General features: G+C 44.4%; 16 protein-coding genes. 7 read left to right on the top strand and 9 right to left on the bottom strand.

Annotation, left to right across the window (positions count from 1 at the left end; all coding sequences use genetic code 11):
- Position 1: 1 nt before the first annotated feature.
- Positions 2 to 1,255: an HlyD family secretion protein gene (locus tag GTW09_RS05695; protein WP_163110784.1), complete on the bottom strand. Its 1,254-nt coding sequence runs from the start codon at positions 1,253 to 1,255 to the stop codon at positions 2 to 4.
- A gap of 469 nt (positions 1,256 to 1,724) precedes the next feature.
- Here GTW09_RS05695 and GTW09_RS05690 point away from each other — a divergent pair, with 469 nt between their 5' ends.
- A complete protein-coding gene (locus GTW09_RS05690; protein WP_163110782.1) occupies positions 1,725 to 3,269 on the top strand; it encodes a hydroxymethylglutaryl-CoA reductase in 1,545 nt (514 codons plus the stop codon).
- Between the two features lie 93 nt (positions 3,270 to 3,362).
- On the opposite strand, the gene GTW09_RS05685 is transcribed toward GTW09_RS05690, so the two are convergent.
- The 3 genes from GTW09_RS05685 to GTW09_RS05675 form a co-directional block, all read right to left on the bottom strand.
- Positions 3,363 to 4,934: a M20/M25/M40 family metallo-hydrolase gene (locus GTW09_RS05685; protein WP_203565651.1), complete on the bottom strand. Its 1,572-nt coding sequence runs from the start codon at positions 4,932 to 4,934 to the stop codon at positions 3,363 to 3,365.
- A 490-nt stretch (positions 4,935 to 5,424) separates the two neighbouring features.
- The gene (locus GTW09_RS05680) at positions 5,425 to 8,730 is read right to left on the bottom strand and encodes an amidohydrolase family protein (RefSeq protein ID WP_420809544.1); all 3,306 of its coding nucleotides are present in this window, start codon (positions 8,728 to 8,730) and stop codon (positions 5,425 to 5,427) included.
- Positions 8,731 to 8,879: 149 nt separating this feature from the next.
- Positions 8,880 to 9,293 carry a hypothetical protein gene (locus GTW09_RS05675; protein WP_163110778.1) on the bottom strand — a complete coding sequence of 138 codons (414 nt, stop codon included), beginning with the start codon at positions 9,291 to 9,293 and terminating at the stop codon, positions 8,880 to 8,882.
- Here GTW09_RS05675 and GTW09_RS05670 point away from each other — a divergent pair.
- Positions 9,279 to 9,470 carry a hypothetical protein gene (locus GTW09_RS05670; RefSeq protein ID WP_163110776.1) on the top strand — a complete coding sequence of 64 codons (192 nt, stop codon included), beginning with the start codon at positions 9,279 to 9,281 and terminating at the stop codon, positions 9,468 to 9,470. The genes GTW09_RS05675 and GTW09_RS05670 overlap by 15 nt on opposite strands.
- A 93-nt stretch (positions 9,471 to 9,563) precedes the next feature.
- On the opposite strand, the gene gorA is transcribed toward GTW09_RS05670, so the two are convergent.
- The 5 genes from gorA to GTW09_RS05645 form a co-directional block, all read right to left on the bottom strand.
- Positions 9,564 to 10,910 (bottom strand): glutathione-disulfide reductase, encoded by a 1,347-nt coding sequence (gene gorA / locus GTW09_RS05665; RefSeq protein WP_071980753.1) that lies wholly within the window; start codon positions 10,908 to 10,910, stop codon positions 9,564 to 9,566.
- Positions 10,911 to 11,113: 203 nt separating this feature from the next.
- Entirely contained in the window at positions 11,114 to 12,421 is a 1,308-nt protein-coding gene (gene nosR / locus GTW09_RS05660; RefSeq protein ID WP_163110774.1) for a response regulator c-di-GMP phosphodiesterase, NosR family, read from the bottom strand.
- Between the two features lie 29 nt (positions 12,422 to 12,450).
- On the bottom strand, positions 12,451 to 14,130 hold the full coding sequence (locus GTW09_RS05655; RefSeq protein ID WP_163110772.1) for a sensor histidine kinase: 1,680 nt from the start codon (positions 14,128 to 14,130) through the stop codon (positions 12,451 to 12,453).
- Between the two features lie 10 nt (positions 14,131 to 14,140).
- Positions 14,141 to 14,956, bottom strand: a complete 816-nt coding sequence (locus GTW09_RS05650) for a phosphate/phosphite/phosphonate ABC transporter substrate-binding protein (protein ID WP_163110770.1) — start codon at positions 14,954 to 14,956, stop codon at positions 14,141 to 14,143.
- A 27-nt stretch (positions 14,957 to 14,983) separates the two neighbouring features.
- Positions 14,984 to 15,544: a response regulator gene (locus tag GTW09_RS05645; protein ID WP_071980749.1), complete on the bottom strand. Its 561-nt coding sequence runs from the start codon at positions 15,542 to 15,544 to the stop codon at positions 14,984 to 14,986.
- 532 nt (positions 15,545 to 16,076) lie between these two features.
- Here GTW09_RS05645 and prlC point away from each other — a divergent pair.
- The 5 genes from prlC (at position 16,077) to ubiB (ending at position 21,982) form a co-directional block, all read left to right on the top strand.
- On the top strand, positions 16,077 to 18,113 hold the full coding sequence (prlC, locus tag GTW09_RS05640; RefSeq protein ID WP_071980748.1) for an oligopeptidase A: 2,037 nt from the start codon (positions 16,077 to 16,079) through the stop codon (positions 18,111 to 18,113).
- Positions 18,114 to 18,147: 34 nt separating this feature from the next.
- Positions 18,148 to 18,837 carry a DNA-3-methyladenine glycosylase I gene (locus GTW09_RS05635; RefSeq protein WP_163110768.1) on the top strand — a complete coding sequence of 230 codons (690 nt, stop codon included), beginning with the start codon at positions 18,148 to 18,150 and terminating at the stop codon, positions 18,835 to 18,837.
- A gap of 68 nt (positions 18,838 to 18,905) precedes the next feature.
- Complete coding sequence (ubiE, locus tag GTW09_RS05630; protein ID WP_071980746.1) at positions 18,906 to 19,706, top strand: bifunctional demethylmenaquinone methyltransferase/2-methoxy-6-polyprenyl-1,4-benzoquinol methylase UbiE; 801 nt, start codon at positions 18,906 to 18,908, stop codon at positions 19,704 to 19,706.
- Positions 19,706 to 20,341 (top strand): ubiquinone biosynthesis accessory factor UbiJ, encoded by a 636-nt coding sequence (locus GTW09_RS05625; RefSeq protein WP_163110766.1) that lies wholly within the window; start codon positions 19,706 to 19,708, stop codon positions 20,339 to 20,341. Before ubiE ends, GTW09_RS05625 begins: the two co-directional genes overlap by 1 nt.
- Before the next feature lie 9 nt (positions 20,342 to 20,350).
- Positions 20,351 to 21,982, top strand: coding sequence for a ubiquinone biosynthesis regulatory protein kinase UbiB (gene ubiB / locus GTW09_RS05620; protein WP_163110764.1), 1,632 nt, complete (start codon positions 20,351 to 20,353; stop codon positions 21,980 to 21,982).
- Positions 21,983 to 22,003: the final 21 nt, after the last annotated feature.

Here is a 22,003-nt window from a genome sequence, read left to right as displayed (position 1 = left end):
GTTATAGCCTCCCTGACAGGCTATACAAGGGTTCTAAGAACCACTCTAACAAGGTGCGTTGGCTAAGCTGGATGTCAGCAGAAAACGTCATGCCAGATTTCAACTCAATCTGCTTGCCATATGCCATTAGCGTATTGTTTATTACGTCCGCGGTAACGAGGTATGCCGGTTCCGAGCTGCCTACAGGTGCGCTGTGCAGTTCCCCAGGTAAAATCAACGTCTTCGAAATATTGCGTATCTGGCCTGGCTGAACGCCAAATTTCTGATAAGGAAAGGCATCGTATCGAATGTGCAGCAATTGACCCTCATCAATAAATCCAGCTGAATGCACGGGCACAAGCATATGAGCTTGCATAGCTGAAGACTGAGGCACAAGGGTGGCAAGTAGATGGTTACTGTTAATATCGTAACCTGGCTTGATATGTAAACCAGATATTATTCCTGCTTTTGGGGCGTAAATAACCTGTTCGCTTTCGCTGGTATGAGCCAAAATTTGTTGGTTCAAATCGCTTAGGGTGTTCTGATACTTAGCCAGCTCGTTTTCCTGCCGGTTTGGCAATGAAGTGCGTTCGCGAATTAGCGACGAAATTTTATTTTCAGCTGCGCTGAGATTTTGTTCGGAGAGTTTTAGGTTTTGCTCGCTACCAAGTACCTTTATTTGCTGCTCTTGAATAGTAACTTGGCTAACGTATCCCTTGCGATAAAGCGCATGAGCTTTTTCAAACTGGGCTTGCGTTACCTCATGTTGATGAGTGGCTATGTCGACCAGTGCTTCTAATTCACGCAGTTCTTCCGATAGCTGTTCAATTGAGGTATTGAGGTCTGCTAGTCCAGCTTTATGCAGTGCCCCCAGCCTCCCCACAATACCCTGAGTGCGGTGTTGTTTTTCCTTGAGCTCGCGCAGTAAGATTTCACTCACCTGGTTTCCAGATGCATTTTTACCGCTGTAATTCACTTTAATTAACGCATCGCCGCGCTTTACATATTGTCCTTCAGCAACAAGCACCTGAGATACTCTGCCGTTTCTTGCACCTGCGTAAAGCTTAAATACGCCACCCTGTGGCTCTATCCATCCATGGACCGAGGCTTTTCTGGCATAGCTTCCGTGCATTAAAAATAGACTAGCCGCGACTAACCAGCATACTAATATGGCAGTAATCATCATGTAGGCAGGTTTTGGAGTCATTAATAAGCGCCCACCAATAGAGGTAGATTGCTGATTGATGGCTTCCTGTCGGAATAATCCCTTTCTCATTACTTTTCCTTGTATACCTTTCGTTGCTTACTCTGCGTTTTTTAGCATCGCGGTTTATTCATAGCTGTTTATCTATAATGATATTGCTAATTAAAGGTATCTGGCTGTCTCTTCCCTGCAGACATATTCTCCGTGGCATCACAATCCTTAACGCCTCCCTTATTGCTGCCAGATACCTCAATGTCGTCCTGTTTTCGACGACATATTCACAATAGGTTAGCGATGGGAAAAATGGTCATGAACTCAAGCCCGAGGCTCTGCAGGTCAGTAAAAATGGGGGGATGGCTCAAAATTAAAAACAATGGCTCAAAAATAGAAGATGAAATATTCACAAAGCGATAAAGATTGACCTACATTAAATAACAAGTAGTCATAGATCTGTATAAAGAATGTGCTATAAAAAACAATAAGCCGTTTGGCTTATCTCCTAAAAAGAAATAAAAGATGCATACGCTATTAAGGAAGTCTCATGTTTGTGCCCAGCATATTATTAAAACAACTCTACACCCGCGCTAGCCTTTCTAAGACCAATAAGGGTTTGTCGTTCTCGTTAAAAAACCGTTTGAAAGACGCCACAATTGAAAAGCTTCATTGGATATCTTTAGATGGTGAAAAAATTCCAGAAGATAAGATTACTCTGCAGCTTACTCATGACTCATCGTTGTCCGCTACAGAACTTAACGAATCAGACGGCAAGCCTTTTGCTCTTAGACAAACCATCACGTTGCATTTAGATATTGATAAAGACGCCTGCCCTGAAAAAAGAAAGCTAGGAATATGCTTTTCTGCGTCGCCATTTGGGAAGTTAAAATTTGAAGTAGAGGATAATATTACTCTGGCCGGCGAGCGAAGCGCACATATTCCTCGCGATGATTTAGATGATTATGGTGAGTCTATTATAAAAACTCGCCAAGAATATTTTGAAAGCGCCACCGGCAAAAAAGTCAATCACGTAGGCCAATACTCCATAAATCCTAATGATTTAAAGGGAAATATTGAGCATTTTATTGGCGTAGCCCAAGTGCCTATTGGTATCGCAGGACCGGTAAAAATCAACGGTGAGCATGCTAAAGGGGAGTTTGTTGTTCCGCTAGCTACAACAGAAGGCACTTTAGTGGCATCGTACAACCGCGGTATGAAGCTGCTTAATATGAGTGGTGGTGTAACAGCTACAGTAGTAGATGATGCTATGCAGCGAGCGCCAGTATTTATATTCGAAAACGCACGAGGCGCACGTGACTTCGTAAAGTGGGTACAAGAGAATATTGACAAAATACGCGAAGAGGCTGAGGCCACGTCTAGTATCGCCAAGCTCACCTATATCGATCATTTCCTATCAAATAAATTCGCATTCCTGCGTTTTAATTATAAAACAGGTGATGCGGCGGGTCAGAATATGGTTGGTAGAGCAACCTTTGCCGCTTGCGGGTGGATCTTAGATCACTATGAAGGCATAGAGAACTTCTACCTCGAATCTAACTTCGCGACGGATAAAAAAGCGTCACAAATTAATATTATGCGCACACGAGGCAAGCGAGTAACCGCTGAGGCGACGATAAAGCGTGAGCATTTGTTAGAGGTAATGCGCGTTGACCCTAAACAAATTGATTACCACGGCCGAGTGGCTGGTGTGGGCTCGTTCTTGTCTGGTGTGAACAACACTGGCTTGCATTCACCTAACGGTATTACCGCTATGTTTATCGCCACAGGTCAAGATGTGGCAAATGTCTCTGAATCATCAGCCGCTATTATGTACTCAGAACTAACAGAAGAGGGCGACCTGTATGTTTCTATCACCATACCGTCGTTGATTGTGGCAACCTATGGCGGTGGTACAGGCATTGGTACTCAAAGAGAATGTTTAGAATTGCTCGATTGCTACGGCCGAGACCGCGTATATAAGTTTGCAGAAATCGTAGCGTCAGTGGTACTGGCAGGTGAAATATCCTTGGCCTCAGCCATTAGCTCTTCAGATTGGGTGTCGTCTCACGAACAGTACGGGCGCAATCGCTAAGCATACATATTTTCGCTAGCCGCTCTTTCATTTCGGCAAAAGAGCGGCTAGGAAATGTTGTTACTGCGGCACTCTTATTTTTTAATCTCGGCGCTATTTATCATAAGAAGATAAAATAGCCGCATAAATTTCTACAGCATCCCATAAGTTTTGCAGGCGCAGGTTCTCATTTCGGCCGTGTTGGTTATTATCATGATTAGCTATTGGCAAAATTATAATGGGCATATCCAAAGCTTGTTCGAATAAGTATATTGGTAAACTGCCTCCAAGCGTTGGCGTTAAAATAGTGGGCTTGTCATCAATACTGTTCATAATTGCCGTCAGCTTTTTCGCTTGAGGGCTGTCTATTTTTGAGCGAAATGCAGGATAAGCGCCTGCGCGCCAGTCTAACATCACGAGCTTATTATGTTTTCTACGTAACTCTATGCTGGGTTTATCGTAAACTATGGTATAGCCCTGCCTTTTTATATGTGCCTCCATCTTGTCCCGCAAAAATGCGGGTGTCTGGTCAGCCGCTAGTCTCATGTTAATAGAGGCGGTTGCCGAGGGCTGAATAATATTACGTGCTTGACTGCCTACGCCGCCGGCCTGAAAACCTTTTATGATAATTGCCGGACTAAGAACGCCTTCCTCTACGCGAACATTTTTGCCCAAGCTTTCAGCGATGGCTAAGTCATGCTTAAGCTGTTCGTCTACTTTTGGAATACTGGCTAAGGCCTCTCGCTCGGCACTACTTATGGGGCGTACTTGATCATTGTAACCATCTATTAAAATGTTGCCTTGCTCGTCAGTCATCGACGTGAGTAAGCGCATTAATTTGTTTGTGGGGTTTGGCGCAAAGTTTCCGTAATGACCGCTGTGTAGCGGGCTTAAGGCGCCATAAGTGGTCACGTCTACGGTCATACTTCCGCGCATACCAAATACCAGCTGCTTGTTTCGACTAGGGTGCATTGGACCATCGCAAAATAGCATGAGATCTGCAGCCAGCTTTTCACCGTGCTTTTGCAAGATAGTTTCTAATGTTGGGCTACCTACCTCTTCTTCGCCGTCTAAGATAAGTTTAATATTAACGGTAGGCGTAATACCTGCTGAATCCATAGCATCTAGCGCTGCCATTAGAGCAATGACAGGTGCTTTGTCATCGCCGGCTGAGCGAGCCGCCAGTCGCCACTCCGGATTTAGTGGCGATGTGCCATCCCATTTAACAGGTTTTCCACCGCGCTCAATAGGCTTGTCTATGAGTGTAGGAGTAAAAGGAGGTGTTGCCCAGTTAGCGGGTTCAACGGGCTGCCCATCAAAATGAGCGTAAATCAGAATAGTTTTTGAGGCGCGAGGTACTTTCTTTTCGGCCAGAATATAAGGTGCGCGGCCTGCCGATATCACCTCCGAAGTAAACCCTCGATGCGCAATATAGTTTGTTATCCATTTGGCGTTTACTAACATATCCTGCGAATTAGCACTTACATTGGGTAGGGCTAAAAGCGATGTGAAATCTTGTAGGATTTGCCGCTGATTTGCTTGGGTGTAGTTTTTGATCTCACTCAGAGTCTCCAACTGGCTGTGAGCCTTCAACGGGCTATGAGCCTTCAACTGAGCATCTTCAGCCATTGACGGCAAAGCAAACAACAAAAGTAGAAGTAATAGGGGGTATTTAAGGTCGCGCATACATTACCTTTAAATGGCAAACGAGTTGTTTAAAAGTAAGGTATTAATGTGGCATAAGCAATTTTCATTAGAAAAGCAGATATCTCTCTATTTCCTAACCTCGAGAAAATACCTTGGTTTGCTTCTTATAGCAAAATAGTAAATAAACCAAGAATAACGGCCAGATGAGAAGCATAAGCACAAACCAGGCGTATCTCTCGGTCTTGATTGCATTAACTAAGGCATCTAAGTATCCGACAAAAGCGATGCCAAGGAGAACGACTAATAAAATGACTTCCATGTTTTAACTTTCTAGATGTTTTGATTAGTCAGGCTATATCAGAAGAATAAAAATTTCAGTTAAAAGTTTAGGAGCAATGCTGTTAGTGTAAAAGACAAACAAAAAACCAGCGAAGTAGTTTATCAACTATCATTCACTGGCTTTTTATGTGTTACAAATTACGACGGACTATTTAGCCCGTCTGTTAATACCCACTATTTTCCAGTGGAATTAATGCTCCCAATGGAAATGATGGGCTTTTGCTTCAATAGCATCAGCAGTTTCCTGTGGCATAAAGGTGGCATTGTCTTGTTCAAAGAAAAACGGTTTGCGTTTCTTCTTACTGCCCACTTCATTCATGGTAGCTGATTCATAAACACGGCCATTTAGCACGGTATATTCAACGTATTCGCTTTTTCTGATATCGCTAAGTACATCACCTTCTATAACCACTAAATCAGCTAATTTGCCCTTTTCGATGCTGCCAATATCTTTCGACATACCTAGGTGTTTGGCACCATCGATAGTGCCACCGCGTAATGCTTCCCACGGCGTAAACCCACCTTGTTGCATTATCCATAACTCCCAATGAGCAGCTAAACCTTCACGTTGACCGTGAGCACCAATATGCACGCTTACGCCCTCGTCTCGAAGCTCTTTAGCATAGCTCGCAACGTTTTGATGGTTGTACTGATTTTCAGGCGCAGTCGGTCTGCGAATAGCCCGTCTATCAAGTATGGTTGATGGCGTGTAGCGCAATAGGCGTGGGTTTTTCCATACCTCTGTTTTGTCATACCAGTACTCTTCACCCATCATGCCACCATAAGACACGACAAATGTAGGGGTATAACCAAACTCTGTGGCTTTCCAAAGTTGAGTGACATCACTGTAGCCTTTTTCTATTGGCAGGCTGTGTTCTAACCCCGTGTGCCCGTCTACCAGCATAGTGAGGTTTTGCTGAAACTTACCTCCGCCTTCTGGCACTACCATCATGTTTTGATTCTTAGACGCCCATAGCACTTGCTGGCGCTGATCTCGACGAGGCTGGTTATAGCTTTTCACCGATATCGCGCCGGCTTCTTTCAAGCGCTCAACATGGAAGTAGGCATCGTCGTAATCGTTAATGATGGCTTTGTAACCCAATCCTTCCGCGCCATATAAGATGGTTCCGGTTGAATAAATACGCGGAGCAACAATTTTACCTTTGCGCTGTAATTCAGACGCCGCAAAAATCTCTGTAGTGTCGTTCGATGGATCGTGAATGGTTGTCACACCAAAGGACACGTTAGAGTATTGACTCCAGTTCTGCTGCGGAATGATCTCGTTTCTACCTTGCGATCCATGGGCATGAGCATCAATAAGGCCAGGAATAATGGTTTTTCCACTGGTATCAATCTGCATGGCATCGGCAGGAATATCAATGTCGCCCCGTTTTCCAACAGCTTCTATGCGATTGTCTTTAATAAGTACAATACCGTCTTCAATAATTTCCTGCGTATTATCGGCATCGCGCATGGTCACCACTTTTCCGCCAACTAGCGCTTTGTAACCAGTGGGTTTATCTGCTTTGGTGGTAAAAGACAGGTCGATACCCTGTGCTACTGGTTCTGGTAGTGTTTCTGCTGCGCCATCAACGAACGCGAAGGCCTCGTCAAGACTACGTTTAAATAGAGTAGGGCCGTTAAACCAGCTCAACGTTTTATTATCTGGCGACCAGGTTAAGTATTCACCTGCGCGAGAAGAAAGCTGGGTAACAGGCAACGAAGTCATATCTGGGCCGATGGTGATTTTCTTACCATTTTCAACGAAAGGCGCTACATAGGTTTTAAATTGATAAACAAACGCAATCCATTTCTTATCATGCGAGAGTTTGTACTCACTTACTTTTGTGCCCCCGTATAGGTGAGTGCGCTTATCGTTACCCTGAAGATTTACACTTGAAAGTTGGGTTTCGTAGTATGCTTCACCGCCTGCAGATTCGGTAAAGTAGACGCGGTCGTCGCCACCAGCAAAGTGCGCGTTATAACCGCCGTCGGTTACTTTTGTAACTGTGTCTTCATCTAGGTCCGCAAGGTAAATACCTGGCTCAACCGAATACTTAGGGTCCAGTAGGTATCCACCGGTAAACTTACGGAACAATACCTTTTCACCGTCTGCAGAGAACGCTGGTTCAATATAGTGACCAGGCATTTCACTAATGACTTTGCCTTTGCCGCCGCGCGCAGATACCACGCGAACAGTGCCAAGCTCTTGGTCGTTCCATGTGGTGTAGACCACTTTTTTGCCGTCGTTAGAAAAGCGTGGATAAAATTCGTCGTGATCATCTTGTCTGGTGAGGCGTTTAATTTTTCCCGACTCAACATCGCGGACATACAGTTTCCCGAGGGCTTGAAATAATACTGTCTCGCCATCTGGCGACAGCTGCGACCAGCGTATCATGTTCACATCAAACTCGTCTGGCGCCACGTCTACATCAAAGCGTAGCGCATCGGCATAATGCAATGTTGCGTCTACGCTAATATCAATAGTGGAAGTAGTTTTGTCATCAATGTCGATAGTGTGGAACTTACCACCTGTCCAGTACACAATTTTTGAACTGTCTGGCATCCAGTCGAAATAAGCAAAATAGCCTTCTGAACCGAAGCCTTCCTGCATATCGCGTTCTAGCTCAAGAGTAAGCGGTGTTTCTACCCCGGTTTTGATATCTTTTAAGAATAGAGCCGTTCTGTCTTTCACGCGACGAATGAAGGCAACGTATTTACCGTCTGGAGAAGGCGTGGGAACCACTGCACCACCGGTGCCGCTAATGTAACGACTTTCTTCACCGGTTTCGCGGTCGAAACGGGTAATAGCAAAAATGCCCTCTAGCGGATCGCGGTTATACTCGAAGCGGCTGCCCGGCACCGTGTTTTCAGTAAAGTAAATATATTTACCATCATGAGAAAATACCGGGTCGGCAATATTTTGTTGGTCTCGTTTTCCGCTGTTTCTCGCCTTTATTTGCAGTCCATCACCACCTGATTTGTGATACATCCAAATTTCACCGGCGGGTATACTGCGGCTCGACATTATGCCTTTTGTTACTACCAGGTATTCGCCGTCGGGACTCCATTTAGGTGAGTGAATGAGGTTGTTTTTCTCGCTTGTTACTTGACGAAGGTTCCCACCGTCTATGTCCATCAACCATACGTTACTCAACCCATCGCGATCGGATATAAACGCCACATGTTTTCCATCAGGCGAGATAGAAGGCTGAATATTCCATGCAAAGTCTTGAGTGAGAGGAGTGGCGTCACCGCCGTTAATATCAACTTTATACAGATCCCCCAGCATATCGAAGATCATAAACTTGCCGCTAGGTGCTACATCTAAACTAGACCAAGTGGTTTCAGTAGTTTTTATTGCCACTTCGTTAAGCTTGTAAGGAGGGTTGCTTACATCCCAATTTTCTACGTCATAGCCTTCAACAGCTGTTTCTTTATTTTTACCTTCAACGTCGGCATCCTGTGCTAGGGTAGGGCTGATGTTGGCAGCCATCAGCGCGGTGGCGATAAGGCTTAGTGATAATTTCTTCATTCTGATTATTCCCAACTTTTTATGTCGTTAGTTATTCTTGTTTGCGTGGTGTTTGTGCTCTGCAAGCTTATGTTATAAACCGCATATCTAAACATTACTTGGTATTTCTATCATACGTTACAACATAGTCGTAACTTAAACTTAACGCGACTAGTCGCTTTCGTTGAGTGATGAATGTCGGTTTGGACTTTAATTATGTTAAATTGCAGCTGCCTGTAGCCAAACTCGCCCACATCTACACTAACAATATTCATTGCGTGCTGAGCTGCTAAAGTTAAGGCAACGCGCGCATTGCGTTCGCCAATAGTGTCTTTATCTGCATCATCAATATTAATGTTAACCCGGTTGTCTAACATGTTTCCGCCACCAACAATGTGCGTGTGAAACTCAGACAGTGAAAGATGATATTTTTTCGCATTTTGGGCGAATAGTGTGAAGCAGTCTTCAGCATAGCGCGGGTCGCTGTTGTCGCCCGTGGTATGTTTAGCATTCGGTAACGCGAAGTGGCTATGACCGAAGACCAAGAATCGTTTTTTGTTAATTTGATAGAAAAAGAGTTGCAGTCTCGAGATGACGATCAAGAGTTAATCGAGGTCGACACTATGCTGACCCAGATTTCGATGAAGCTGAAAGCTAAAGTGGCTGAGTTGGTTGTTGAAGAAGCTGAAGAAGAAGAGTACTTGGATGTAGAGTTTTTCTAAGTTGAAATCGATGGCTCTTTTGGTGTAAAGCCATCGGTTTCAAGACTTGCGTATTTTTGGCTTAAGCTGTAGCGGTTACCGTCCTCAGTATAACTACATTGTCACGAATTCTTCGCCACTGGTGGGGTGAATAGCCACACAGGCATCGAAGTCAGCTTTAGTGGCGCCCATTTTTATCGCTACCGCAAAGCCTTGTAGTATCTCGTCCATGCCATGGCCTATACCGTGCAAGCCAACTACTTTTTCATCTTTGCCTGCACAAATGAGCTTCATCTTTGTCATTTGGCGATGACGAGTAACTGCGGTGTACATAGATGCAAAACTTGAAGTGTAAGTTTTCACATTGTCTTCGCCATGCGCTTCAATGGCCTCCGGCTCGGTTAATCCAATGGTGCCAATTGGCGGGTGGCTAAACACAACCGTGGGAATAAGCGAGTAATCCATATGTGCGTCGTCTTGACCATTAAACAAACGCTCGCAAAGCAATCTGCCAGCTTTAATGGCTACAGGCGTCAGTTCTGCCTCGCCGGTGATGTCACCCACGGCATAAACATTCTTTGCCGTTGTATTCTGGTATTTATCTACCTTAACAGTTCCGTTGTCGTTTAACTCAACATCAGTGTTTTCAAGGCCAATTTTATCTGTAGATGGCTCGCGACCAATTGCCCAAATAAGGCAGTCGGCTTTTAATTCTTCGCCGTTAGATAAGAATACCGTCAGTTCTCCGTCGTCTGCTTTTTCAACTTTGTCTACGCTGGCAAAGGTATGAAGTTTGCAGCCTTCAGTGTTGATCATGTCAACAAGCGTTTCGTGAATAATAGGGTCGAAATTGCGAAGTGGGGCGTGCTTTCTCACAACTAAATGAGATTCTGTGCCTAAGGCATGAAGTACACCCGCAAGCTCAACGCCAATGTAGCCCGCACCTACTACTACAGCGCGTTTTGGCTGTTCTTTAAGGGCAAAAAATCCGTCTGAGTCGATGCCATACTGCGCACCTTCAATATCCGGAATAGATGGGCGACCGCCTACTGCAATAGTAATGTGATCGGCGGTGTAGGTTTCGCCATTGACCTCAATGGTATTGTTGTCTACAAATTTTGCAAAGCCGTGAATCAATTCAACATCGTTGGCCGTTAGTACCCTATCGTAAGACGCGTGGATACGCTCAATGTAAGCTTGGCGACTAGCAATAAGCCCATCCCAACTAAAATGATTTACCGAAACATCAAATCCATACTCTGGGGCATAACGGTGCACGGCTTCAGCGATTTGTGCGCCATACCACATCGCTTTTTTAGGAACACAGCCCACGTTTACGCAGGTGCCACCTATATCTTTCGCTTCAATGATCGCCGCTTTTTTACCGTGCTTCGCTGCGCGGTTAGCTGAGGCTATACCACCACTTCCGCCACCAATAGAAATATAATCAAAATGTTTCATACAAAAGCCTTTTTAATATGTAGAGCAGGTTTCTTCCATTCTCACATGAATTTTACTCCAACAACACACGAAAACACATCATGTGCCAGAAGTATGCGATAAACCACGATAATGGGAGAGCCCTTACGTTTTAAACTGTGTTGGGCAAATGTGGTGTTGCAGTATGTAAGGCGTGCTTTCTGACACGCCTAAACATGCAACAACTAGTTACTTTTAGTATTAGGTTGGCTTTCTGGTTCTATTTGAATGCTAAATGGTTTGCCTCGCTCCGCCTCAAACTGCTGAAGCTTTTGTATTGTTGCTCGGCTGAATATATGTCCTTCAGGCAGAATTAAGATGTGGCTGTCGTTGTACAAGTTTTGCGCCAGCTGCATTCCTTCTTTTAATTGAGATGCTTTCATTGTGGTATCAAGTAACGTTGATGCACCAATATCATCTGCACTTAATAGTAGGTCGAGAAACTCACCGTCGTAGCGCGTATTACGGTGCTTTTTCATTTCTGCTTTTGCATCCCAAGGTGCCATTTCTACACCCGTCATACGGCCCGTTACTAAGCGCCAATAGTCTCTTGCAATTGCCAAAATTCTCGCACCTACTGGAATTTCTTTAGCAACTTTATTGTTCAGACCCGATCCATTGAAGTGTTCGAACTGAAATTCAATGATATCTGAGATGGGTTGCAGCTCTTCTGCTGGAGCAAGAATAAGAGCAGCCTGCTTAGTTTGCGACAAATAGTTTTGCTGCTGTTGGTATTTTAATTTGGAAAATGGCGCGACAAAATCTTCCACCTGAAGACCCAGTTGGCCAAGTTCACATATTAGCCCAGCATACTTTACCTGCTTTATGTCGTTTTTTTCGAGCTGCGCAATACTGGCTATTCTCGCAGCTAGTTCGCTCACCTCTATGGCAAACTTACCGTTTATATTTGGATTAATACTGATCACGTTGAAAAGCACCTGCTCCATGGCTTGGTTGTGTTTTTCAATCTTATTGAGCGCGAACTTAATTTGCCGAGTTCTTTTTTGAACAACACTTTCAAGCGAGGCGTTAACGTCTTTCAGCTTTTTATTTTGTAAGCGAGTCAATCTCTGCAGGCGAGTGTTTTCCTCTTTCAGTTTAACTCGCTCTAACCCTTCATTGATGACAGAGATTAATTCTTGATTATCCCAAGGTTTTTGCAGGTAGCGATGAATTTTGCCCTGATTTACGGCTTTTATGGTCGATTCAATGTCAGCATATCCAGTTAGCACTACTCTAAAGGTATCAGGATAGGTTTTTGCTACTTGCTCTAACAACTCAGCGCCAGACATTTGCGGCATTTTCATATCCGAAATAACCACATGAACAGTCTGTTTTTGCATTAACTCCAGCGCCTTCGCGCCGCTATCCGCTAATAGTAAATTAATATCCATAGTGAAGAGCGCGCGCTTTATGGCTCGCAGAATATTAGGTTCGTCATCGACGAATAAGACAGTGTATGTTACTGCCGTTTCTGTGTTAGATGCTGTCATAAAACGTAATCCTGTTAATCGCCTTTAGGCTAACTGCCCTTTGAATCAATGGTGCATGAGTCGTTGTCATCGTCCTTGGGAATGGGCAGGGCTAGCGTAAAGCAACTGCCTTCACCTTCTTTACTCGAAACGCTAAGAGAGCCGCCGTGTTCTTGCGCTATACCAAACGAGATAGAAAGTCCTAAGCCAGTGCCTTCTCCTTCTGGCTTAGTTGTAAAAAACGGGTTGAAGAGCTTATCGAGATGACTTTGGGGAACACCGCATCCAGTGTCTTCTACTCGCAGTTCAACAAACTCACCTACTCGAATAGATGAGATAGTGACTTTGCCATGCTTGCCCGTACTTTCGACGGCCTGGCCTGCATTTATCAGTAAATTAGTAATTACCTGTGATATTTTACCAACATTCATAGCCACAGCAGGGACGTTGCCCAAGTTGGTCTCCACAGTACAGATATATTTAAGCTGGTTATTCACCATGGCCAGTGTGGTGCGAATACAGTCATTGATGTTATGAAGCTGCACGTCATCGCTATCAACTCTTGAGAAGAGTTTTAATCCTTTTACGATATCGGCAACGCGGTAGAGACCTTCAGAAGAATCGTTTAAAAGGTCGCCAATATCCTCATTAATGAAGGCTAAATCTTTGGCTTTTATGCTTTGCTCCACCTCAGCAATGGCTTTAACTCTAGCGGCGTCGTCTTCGGCGTTAATCACACTGTTCATTTGCGCGAAAAGCATTTGGTAGGTTGCTACATAGTCGTTCAACGTAGAAATATTACTGCTCACAAAGCCAACGGGGTTATTTATTTCGTGAGCAACACCTGCCGCTAGCTGACCCACTGAGGCCATCTTTTCAGCTTGTAATAGCTGCACCTGTGCTTCTTTTAAATCCTTATTAGCTTCTTCAAGCTGGAAATTCTTTTGATTGAGCTTAGCGGTTCTGTCTTTTACTTTTTCTTCGAGTAATGCGTTAAGCTCTTTTAACTCATCTTCTACCCGCTGCCGCTGACCGCTTTCTTCTTTCAATCGCTCAACTAAGTGGTTAAAAGCGCCTGCCAATTCGCTTAACTCGTCTTTGCCCCTTACCTCAACAAAGATATCTCGATAGTTATTATCTTTAACCGCTTCGCCTAAATGCTTTGCGCCTTTCAGTAGTGATTGAAGCTGTCCCATTAGGTAAGAACCAAGTAGATAGGATAATAGCCCCACTAAGACGAACTCTAACATAGCGAGTGTTAGCGTCCAGTTTTTAACCCGTGATACAGACTGAGTAACAGACGCAATATTTAAACCCATTTCAACATAGCCGTATAAAGTGCCGTTTACCTGAATTGGCGCTTGGGTATCGTAAATACCATCGTCGGTGTGTGATGCTGATGTATCTTGTTTAAAGGTGGCATTAAGCGCTGCAGCATCGCCTTTTTCCACGAATACGCGGTCGTTTTTGTCCTTCACTCTTACATAGGCAATATTAGGGTTGGTCAGTATTTCTGACACATCTGCATCAAGAGATGACAAGTCGTAGCTTAAAAACGCATTTTTTGTCGTTGAAACAAAAAGGGCGGCAGAAGTGTTAGCTGATTTTTTAACGCTGCTGTCTACTAGTTCATTAAGGAATTGAAATATAGTGACTATCAACACAAAAAGCAGTGCGGCGGTAATAGACGCTACACCCGTTATTGTTTTTGTCCTTAACGATAAGCGCATACTAGCTCCTTTACGAATGCGGCCTTGATAGTGAAGAAATGCCCAACTCTCTAACGTCGTCCCAATGGGAGTCGTCAGCGCTAATAAAACCATTTAGTCCTAAATTTTTAAGTATGTGGGCTTTGCTAGCATCGCTGGATATAGATAGCAGTGCATTGATAATAGCTTGTCGAGTGTCCTCACCTAATGTTGGGTGCGTGGCGATTGCATGGGGCGTGTAGTCTGGGCTTTCCCAAAGAACTCGCAATGATGTGTTTGCAGAAGAAGATCCCAAAGTACGATAGATACCGCCCCCAGCCTTAAAAAACTGCTTTTCTACGTTTAAATACACAGAGTCATGTGAGTTGACATAGCGAGGAATAAACGCAATGTTTTCTTTACGCAATTTGGCACTTGTTACGATAGTAGCGGCAAAAGCTGCCGGTGCAGGAAAGGCAATCTCAGCACCATTTAACGCATCAAGCGACGTTATCTCACTGTCTTTATGCACCACTATGATGCCTTTCAAAAATTTGTTTTTTTGTTTTGCTAACGCTTTATATCCAGCGGTGCTATTGAATACAACAAAGTGAAATGGGTTCATGTAGGCAATGTCGTATTTGCCCTCGGAAAGGTTTGCTTCGAAAGTGGGGATATCCTTAGCCGTTTGGAACTCGATACGCAGTCCCGTATAGCTATTAATGTAATCAACAAGCGGTTGCCACGACTTAACCATTTTTTTCGCTGATTGCTGAGGAACAACGCCGAAAATAAGAGACTGTGCGTGCAAAGTAGGTGTTACTAGCAAGCTTAAAAACACAAACAGTAAACAAAACACGCGAAGCATAGAGACTCTCCTTATTTCTCGTTGTCCTTACATAGACATGAATTGCTCAAGAACCATGGTGAGATCGTGATTAGAAAATGGCTTTTGAAGAGAGGCGTCGGCGCCAATTTCTAACGCTCGCTCAAGGCTAATATCGTCAAGAGCCGATATAACCACAATTTTGAGGTCTTTGTACTTACTTTGTTCTCGGGTAAAGTCGATAACGCTGTAGCCATCCATGCCAGGCATACTTAAATCTAGCGTCATTACTTTTGGCTCATGCTGGCTAAGCATTATACCGGCTTGGAAGCCTCCGGTGGCGATATAGCTCTCGAAGCCTGCGCGACGCGCGACGCGCTGAATCGATTTCGCTACGGGCATTTCATCGTCAACAATTAAGATCGACGGGGTTGCGTCGCCTTTTAGAGCGTCTGGAATAGGCATGTCATGGCGCTCTAAGAACTCGATAAAGTCTTCAACGAGCACACGATTATTTCCGCGGCCAGGAAGTTTAAACCCTTTCAGTTTACCGTTTTCTATCCATCGGATAACTGTGCGTAGATTTACGTCACAGTATGATGCTATTTCGCCTGACGTGAGTGTCTTCATAATTCGGCTCCCTTCATTTCCCTATGCAGTATAGCTTTATATGTAATAGAAGACAAAGTAGACAAAAGGATTAGTTGTGACATTTGCGACAAATGCTCGTTGGTCAGGATATGTTCTTCAGCCACAAATGTTCTTCAATCAACGGGTTTCTTAGCCGTCAGTAAAGGTTCTGCGTTTAACAAGAGTGGTTAGATTAACACCAGTCCTCACCAATTTATCTTGCATCTCGTCAATAAAAGAGATTCAAGAATTCACTCTGTTGAGCTGAACTGCTGTTTGTATTGTGCTAGGAGAGCGCCATCCATTTCTTGAGCTAACATGTTATCGCTGTCGAATCTGATCTTCACCTCAAAAATAGAAGTACTTAAGCCATTAGTCAAATTGCGCTACAGGACCGCGGGCCTGCGTATTAAATGTATGAGTGCCGATGCTACAGCGTAAAATGTATGAGCGTCATTGCCTCGCTTATGTATTGTGTTTTAATGATAAATCCCCACTTCAATAAGCAAATAAAGTAAAGAGTAATTATATTATGACGACCCCAGCAATTGAACTAGTCGATGGTCTACCGTTATTTTCTGCCATTGAAGCCTCATCAATCAAACCAGCCGTTGAGCGCGCTATTAAGGCGTGTAAAACAGAAATCGATGAAGTAGTCGCCTCAAAAGACTATAGCTACAAAAACGTGGTGCTTCGACTAGAAGAAATAGATGATCGATTGAGTAAAATATTCTCTCCGGTTTCTCATATGAATAGCGTAGTTAGCAGTGACGAGTTGCGAGAAGCTCACGATGCGTGTCTGCCATTGTTATCTGAGTATGGCACTTGGGTAGGGCAGCATGAGGGGTTGTACAATGCTTATGTGACGCTACAGAATTCAGCGGAATTTGGCGAATTAAATGACGAGCAAAAAAAGGTGGTCGATAACGCAGTGAGAGATTTTACCCTCTCAGGTGTTGCATTACCTGACGAGCAGAAAAAGCGCTTTGCCGAGATCCAAGCTAAATTGAGCGAATTGTCTTCAACATTTTCTAACAATGTTATGGATGCCACCATGGGGTGGACTAAACACATCACTGACAAGTCTGAGCTTGCCGGTATGCCTGAGTCTGCACTAGAAGCTGCTGCGCAAGCCGCTCATCAAAAAGACCTTCAAGGTTACTTGTTTACTTTAGATATTCCTTCTTACCTTCCTATCATGCTGTATGCCGATAATCGTGAGTTACGGGAAGAAATGTATCGCGCCTACTCGACTAAAGCCTCTGATCAGGGACCTAATGCAGGGAAGTGGGATAACACTGACATCATAAAAGAAATCTTGTCTTTACGTACTGAGCTTGCAGAACTTCTTGAGTTCTCAAGTTATGCTGAGCGTTCGCTTGCGACAAAAATGGCAGATTCCACAGAGCAGGTTATCGGCTTTCTACGCGACCTGGCAGCGAAATCTAAACCTCAAGCAGAGCGCGAGCTAGACGAAGTAAAAGCGTACGCTCGCAATACGCACAATGTTACCGAGCTTGCGTCTTGGGACTTGCCGTATTACAGCGAAAAGCTCAAACAGGAAAAGTACACCATTTCTGATGAAATGCTTCGCCCTTATTTCCCAGAAGATAAGGTGCTGTCTGGCCTGTTTGAAGTCGTGCATAGACTATATGGCTTATCTATTATTGAGCAGCCAGGCATTGATACATGGCATGAAGACGTACGTTATTTCACCATTACAGACGAAGCTGACGTGCTTCGCGGCAGTTTTTATCTTGACCTTTATGCCCGTGCAAAAAAACGCGGCGGTGCATGGATGGATGAATGCCGTGTACGTCGTGAAACGGTAAGCGGTGAACTACAGCTACCGGTCGCTTATTTAACATGTAACTTTAACGCGCCAGTGGGTGATAAGCCGGCATTGTTTACTCACGATGAGGTCGTCACGCTGTTCCACGAGTTTGGACATGGTATTCACCATATGCTGACCAAAATGAAAGTGGCTGGTGTGTCTGGTATCAATGGCGTGCCGTGGGATGCGGTTGAATTACCCAGTCAGTTTTTAGAAAACTGGTGTTGGGAAGAAGATGCACTGAACTTTATCTCTGGGCATTACGAAACCGGTGAACCACTACCAGCAGACCTGCTAGAGCGTATGCTTGCAGCGCGAGACTATCAGGCAGCTATGCAAATGGTAAGGCAATTAGAATTTAGCTTGTTCGATTTCTTGCTGCACAGTGAAAAAGGCAGCACGGTAGATGTCCAAGGTGTTCTCGACTCGGTAAGAGATGAAGTTGCTGTTTCTATACCGCCTTCTTTCAATCGTTTCCAAAATGGCTTTGGGCATATTTTCGCAGGCGGCTACGCTGCGGGGTATTACAGCTACAAATGGGCGGAAGTACTCTCTGCCGATGCTTACAGCAAATTCGAGGAAGACGGTATTTTCAATCGCGAGACGGGTAAAGCTTTCCTATCGAATATTCTGGAAATGGGAGGGAGTAAGGCACCCATGGAATTATTTGTTGCCTTTAGAGGTCGTGAGCCTAAGGTTGATGCATTGCTGCGACACAGCGGTATAAAAGGCTAAGTAAGCTAAAGAGTAAAAAAGGAAAAAACGAGTAATGGCTGAGTCGTTTGATTCAATATATCGACGAGCGTGCGAAAGAAAAGGCGGGAAAACGGTGCTTGAAGCAATGCTTCAGGCACCGTTGCCATATTCAAAAGTGGCAAAAATTCCCGACGACCGTTTTCTAGCCGCAATGACGAAAAAAGTGTTCCAATCGGGTTTCGTTTGGCGCGTGATAGAGAGCAAATGGGCCGACTTTGAAACGGTATTCTTTGACTTCGATATCGATAAAGTACTGTTGATGCCAGACGAAATGCTGGAGCAAAAAGCGTCAGATAAGCGCATTGTCAGAAACTATAAAAAAGTCATGACAGTGCGAGACAACGCCATAATGATAAAAGACGTGGCCCTTGAACACGGTAGTTTTGGGCAATTTGTCGCTTCCTTTAAGCCTGAGAATATTACTGAGTTATGGGCTTTTTTAAAAAAGCGCGGTGCTAGACTAGGCGGAAATACTGGGCCATATATGCTTCGTTCTTTGGGCATTGATACCTTCTTATTTTCGCGCGATGTAGAAGACTACTTACGTAAAAACGATATTATAGATGGCGGTATTACATCTAAAAAAAGTTTAACAGCGGCGAATGCCGCATTCGCTCGTTGGCACGAAGAGAGCGGTCGTTCACTACAAGAGATAAGTGCTGTTGTGGCATTTAGTTGGGGCACGAATTCACGAGTGGTTTAAGGCTTTTGCTTGCCACCACAATCCTATACACTTCAGGTTTAAGAAATACAGTTAGCAATAGGAATGTCATGAGCGACAATCAGGCTTCATCTACGCCCGTAGAACCATCATCTGTGGAGTCATCAAACGAACAAACCACCCATTTCGGTTTTAAGCAGGTAGAGAAAGAGCAAAAGGCGTCTTTAGTTGCCAACGTATTCGATTCTGTAGCCGCGAAATACGATGTGATGAACGATTTAATGTCTATGGGCGTGCATCGTTTGTGGAAAAGGTTCACGATTGATTGTTCAGGCGTACGCGCTGGAAATAAGGTGCTTGATATTGCAGGCGGCACTGGTGACCTTACCGCGAAGTTCAGTCGCTTAGTAGGTCCCACTGGCAGAGTTACCTTGGCCGATATTAATTTATCTATGCTGCAGGTTGGGCGAGATAAGCTGCGCGACCGCGGCCTCGTTGGCAACATCGATTACGTGCAGGCTGATGCCGAAGCGCTGCCTTTTCCAGATAATCACTTCGATGTAGTGACTATGGCATTTGGCCTTAGAAATGTTACTGAAAAGCAAAATGCGCTTAACTCAATTTTTCGCGTGTTAAAGCCTGGTGGACGGCTGCTTGTTTTAGAGTTTTCCAAGCCCACGTCTGAGCAGCTTAGCAAGTTATACGACATGTACTCTTTTCATTTGCTGCCAAAAATGGGGCAACTCGTAGCAAATGATGCAGAAAGCTATCAATACTTAGCCGAGAGTATTCGTATGCACCCAGACCAAGAAACCCTTAAAGGCATGTTTGAAGAAGCAGGGTTTGAACAGTGTGATTATCAAAATTTAACAGGTGGCATTGTTGCACTGCATCGTGGGTATAAATTTTAATGCCAGCATCAGCACTTTTTGCGGCCACGCTAGAACAATCTATCAACAAGGTATTGGCTCTAGATAGTGAAAGTGAGTCAAGGTTGGCAGAGCTCAACGGTTCGCGGTTAATCGCGTTCTTATCTCCCATGCCCTTTGGCATTACGTTGGTATTTTCAGACCGAGTTGATGTGCTAATTGAGCACGACGATTTTGAATCTGTGAAGGCGCAACTTGGCCCAAAAGACTGCTGTATCAAAACTTCTCTAGACACCTTACCTGAACTGCGAGAAACCAGTCAGCTAACTCGTCTTATTCAACAAAAGGCACTTTATTTAGAGGGTGAGCTTGGCGTGGCGCAACAGGTAAGCGGCGTGTTTCAAAACCTCGATATCGATGTGGAAGAATTGCTTGCCGTTAGAACCAGCGATGTATTCGCTCACCAAAGTGTAGAAAGCATTAAGGCGCTGCATCAAAAAGTGATGTCTATGCTAACGGATGCTCGCAGCGTAGTTGGCAATGCCATGGTGGAAGAGAAAAAAATCGCCGCTCATAAATTGGCGGTTATGCATTTCAGCGATGAAGTCAGTGCGCTGCGAGACAGCACCGAGCGCTTAGACGCTAGGTTACGCGATTTAGAAGAACGATTTAAATAAGAGACTCGCATGCGAATTGTAAGGCTATACAAGATTAACCGGGTGCTGCTTGAGCATGGTCTCGATGAGCTTATTCCGGCAAAGTGGCTGCCTTGGTATGCCAGACTATTACGCCACAGTATTTTTTGGGTGCGCAATAAACATAAAGGTAAGTCGCAGGGAGAGCGCATTACGCTTGCGCTGCAAAGCTTAGGCCCAGTATTTATAAAATTCGGCCAAATGCTGTCTACCCGTCGAGATCTCCTTTCGCCGGCCATTGCGAACGAACTAGCACGTTTGCAAGATAAAGTGCCGCCGTTCCCGTCTGAAGATGCACAAGCCATTATTAAGTCATCGTTAGGGCTCACTTCGCTAAGTGAACTGTTCAGTGAATTTGAAGAGGAGCCACTTGCGTCCGCATCCATTGCTCAAGTACATGCTGCAAAATTAAAGGCGAATAATGAAGATGTAGTGGTTAAAGTGCTGCGCCCGGATATTCGCGACACCATTGTAGCGGATATGGAACTGCTGTTTAGTTTTGCAAATATTATTCAGCGTTGGCTTCCTGACGGGCGTCGCTTACGTCCTGTTGAGGTGGTCGTAGAATATCGTAAGACCATTGTTGATGAGCTTGATCTGTTGCGAGAGTCTGCCAACGGCATTCAATTAGGCAGAAATTTTGAGGGCTCGGAAGCGCTCTACGTTCCAACCATTTACAGCGATTACTGCCGGCACAATGTGCTTGTTATGGAACGTATTTACGGTATTCCTATTTCAAATTTAGATGCTTTGATATCGCAAAATACCAACCTTAAAAAGCTTGCCGAGCGAGGGGTAGAGGTCTTTTTTACGCAGGTTTTTCGCGATAGCTTTTTCCATGCAGACATGCATCCGGGGAACATTTTTGTTTCTCCCTCACATCCAGATAACCCCAAGTATATTGCTATCGACTTTGGCATTGTCGGCACACTCAATAAAGAAGATAAGCGCTATCTTGCCGAAAACTTTATCGCTTTCTTTAATCGAGACTATCGCAAGGTAGCCCAACTACATGCAGACTCGGGTTGGGTGCCGCAAGACACAAATATCGATGAGTTTGAGATGGCTATCCGCACGGTATGCGAGCCTATTTTCCAAAAGCCACTGGCGGAAATCTCTTTTGGCAACGTGTTGCTGCAATTGTTTAACACCGCAAGACGTTTCGACATGGTTGTGCAGCCACAGCTTGTACTGCTGCAAAAAACGTTGCTTTATGTTGAAGGGCTAGGAAGGCAGCTATATCCTCAGCTTGATTTGTGGAAAACCGCGAAACCATTTTTAGAAAACTGGATGAAAGAACAAATCGGGTTTTCTGCCATGATGGGTAAGGTAAAAGCTAACTTACCTTTTTGGTCGGAAAAACTGCCTGAAATGCCAGACTTGTTGTACGACAGCTTGCAGCATATAAAACGCATGCCGTTACAGCAGCAAAAAGCCAGTGCTTTAATGCTAGAAGAGCAAAAACGAACTACTCAGACCACTCACTTTTCGGTGGTTGGTGGTACCTTTATACTGCTCTCTGCAATATTACCAATTTATGATATATCGTGGTATTTCCCTGCAATAAGTGGATTGATCGGAACTGTTTTCTGGTTTTTTTCATGGAGAAATAGCCGTAAATAAACGCGAAAAACAGCTTTTCAA

Source organism: Alteromonas hispanica, assembly GCF_010500915.1.
GTDB lineage: Bacteria > Pseudomonadota > Gammaproteobacteria > Enterobacterales > Alteromonadaceae > Alteromonas > Alteromonas hispanica.
This window is presented reverse-complemented; position numbering and strand designations above follow the sequence as displayed.

Excerpts from the sequence above, each read along its gene's own strand:
- GTW09_RS05680 (WP_420809544.1), bottom strand. The coding sequence starts at position 8,730 with ATGGCTGCCAACATCAGCCCTACCCTAGCACAGGATGCCGACGTTGAA.
- GTW09_RS05690 (WP_163110782.1), top strand. The coding sequence starts at position 1,725 with ATGTTTGTGCCCAGCATATTATTAAAACAACTCTACACCCGCGCTAGC.
- GTW09_RS05625 (WP_163110766.1), top strand. The coding sequence starts at position 19,706 with ATGCCAGCATCAGCACTTTTTGCGGCCACGCTAGAACAATCTATCAAC.
- gorA (WP_071980753.1), bottom strand. The coding sequence starts at position 10,910 with ATGAAACATTTTGATTATATTTCTATTGGTGGCGGAAGTGGTGGTATA.
- GTW09_RS05670 (WP_163110776.1), top strand. The coding sequence starts at position 9,279 with ATGACCGAAGACCAAGAATCGTTTTTTGTTAATTTGATAGAAAAAGAG.
- prlC (WP_071980748.1), top strand. The coding sequence starts at position 16,077 with ATGACGACCCCAGCAATTGAACTAGTCGATGGTCTACCGTTATTTTCT.
- GTW09_RS05655 (WP_163110772.1), bottom strand. The coding sequence starts at position 14,130 with ATGCGCTTATCGTTAAGGACAAAAACAATAACGGGTGTAGCGTCTATT.
- GTW09_RS05635 (WP_163110768.1), top strand. The coding sequence starts at position 18,148 with ATGGCTGAGTCGTTTGATTCAATATATCGACGAGCGTGCGAAAGAAAA.
- GTW09_RS05650 (WP_163110770.1), bottom strand. The coding sequence starts at position 14,956 with ATGCTTCGCGTGTTTTGTTTACTGTTTGTGTTTTTAAGCTTGCTAGTA.
- GTW09_RS05695 (WP_163110784.1), bottom strand. The coding sequence starts at position 1,255 with ATGAGAAAGGGATTATTCCGACAGGAAGCCATCAATCAGCAATCTACC.
- GTW09_RS05685 (WP_203565651.1), bottom strand. The coding sequence starts at position 4,934 with ATGCGCGACCTTAAATACCCCCTATTACTTCTACTTTTGTTGTTTGCT.
- GTW09_RS05645 (WP_071980749.1), bottom strand. The coding sequence starts at position 15,544 with ATGAAGACACTCACGTCAGGCGAAATAGCATCATACTGTGACGTAAAT.
- ubiB (WP_163110764.1), top strand. The coding sequence starts at position 20,351 with ATGCGAATTGTAAGGCTATACAAGATTAACCGGGTGCTGCTTGAGCAT.
- ubiE (WP_071980746.1), top strand. The coding sequence starts at position 18,906 with ATGAGCGACAATCAGGCTTCATCTACGCCCGTAGAACCATCATCTGTG.
- nosR (WP_163110774.1), bottom strand. The coding sequence starts at position 12,421 with ATGACAGCATCTAACACAGAAACGGCAGTAACATACACTGTCTTATTC.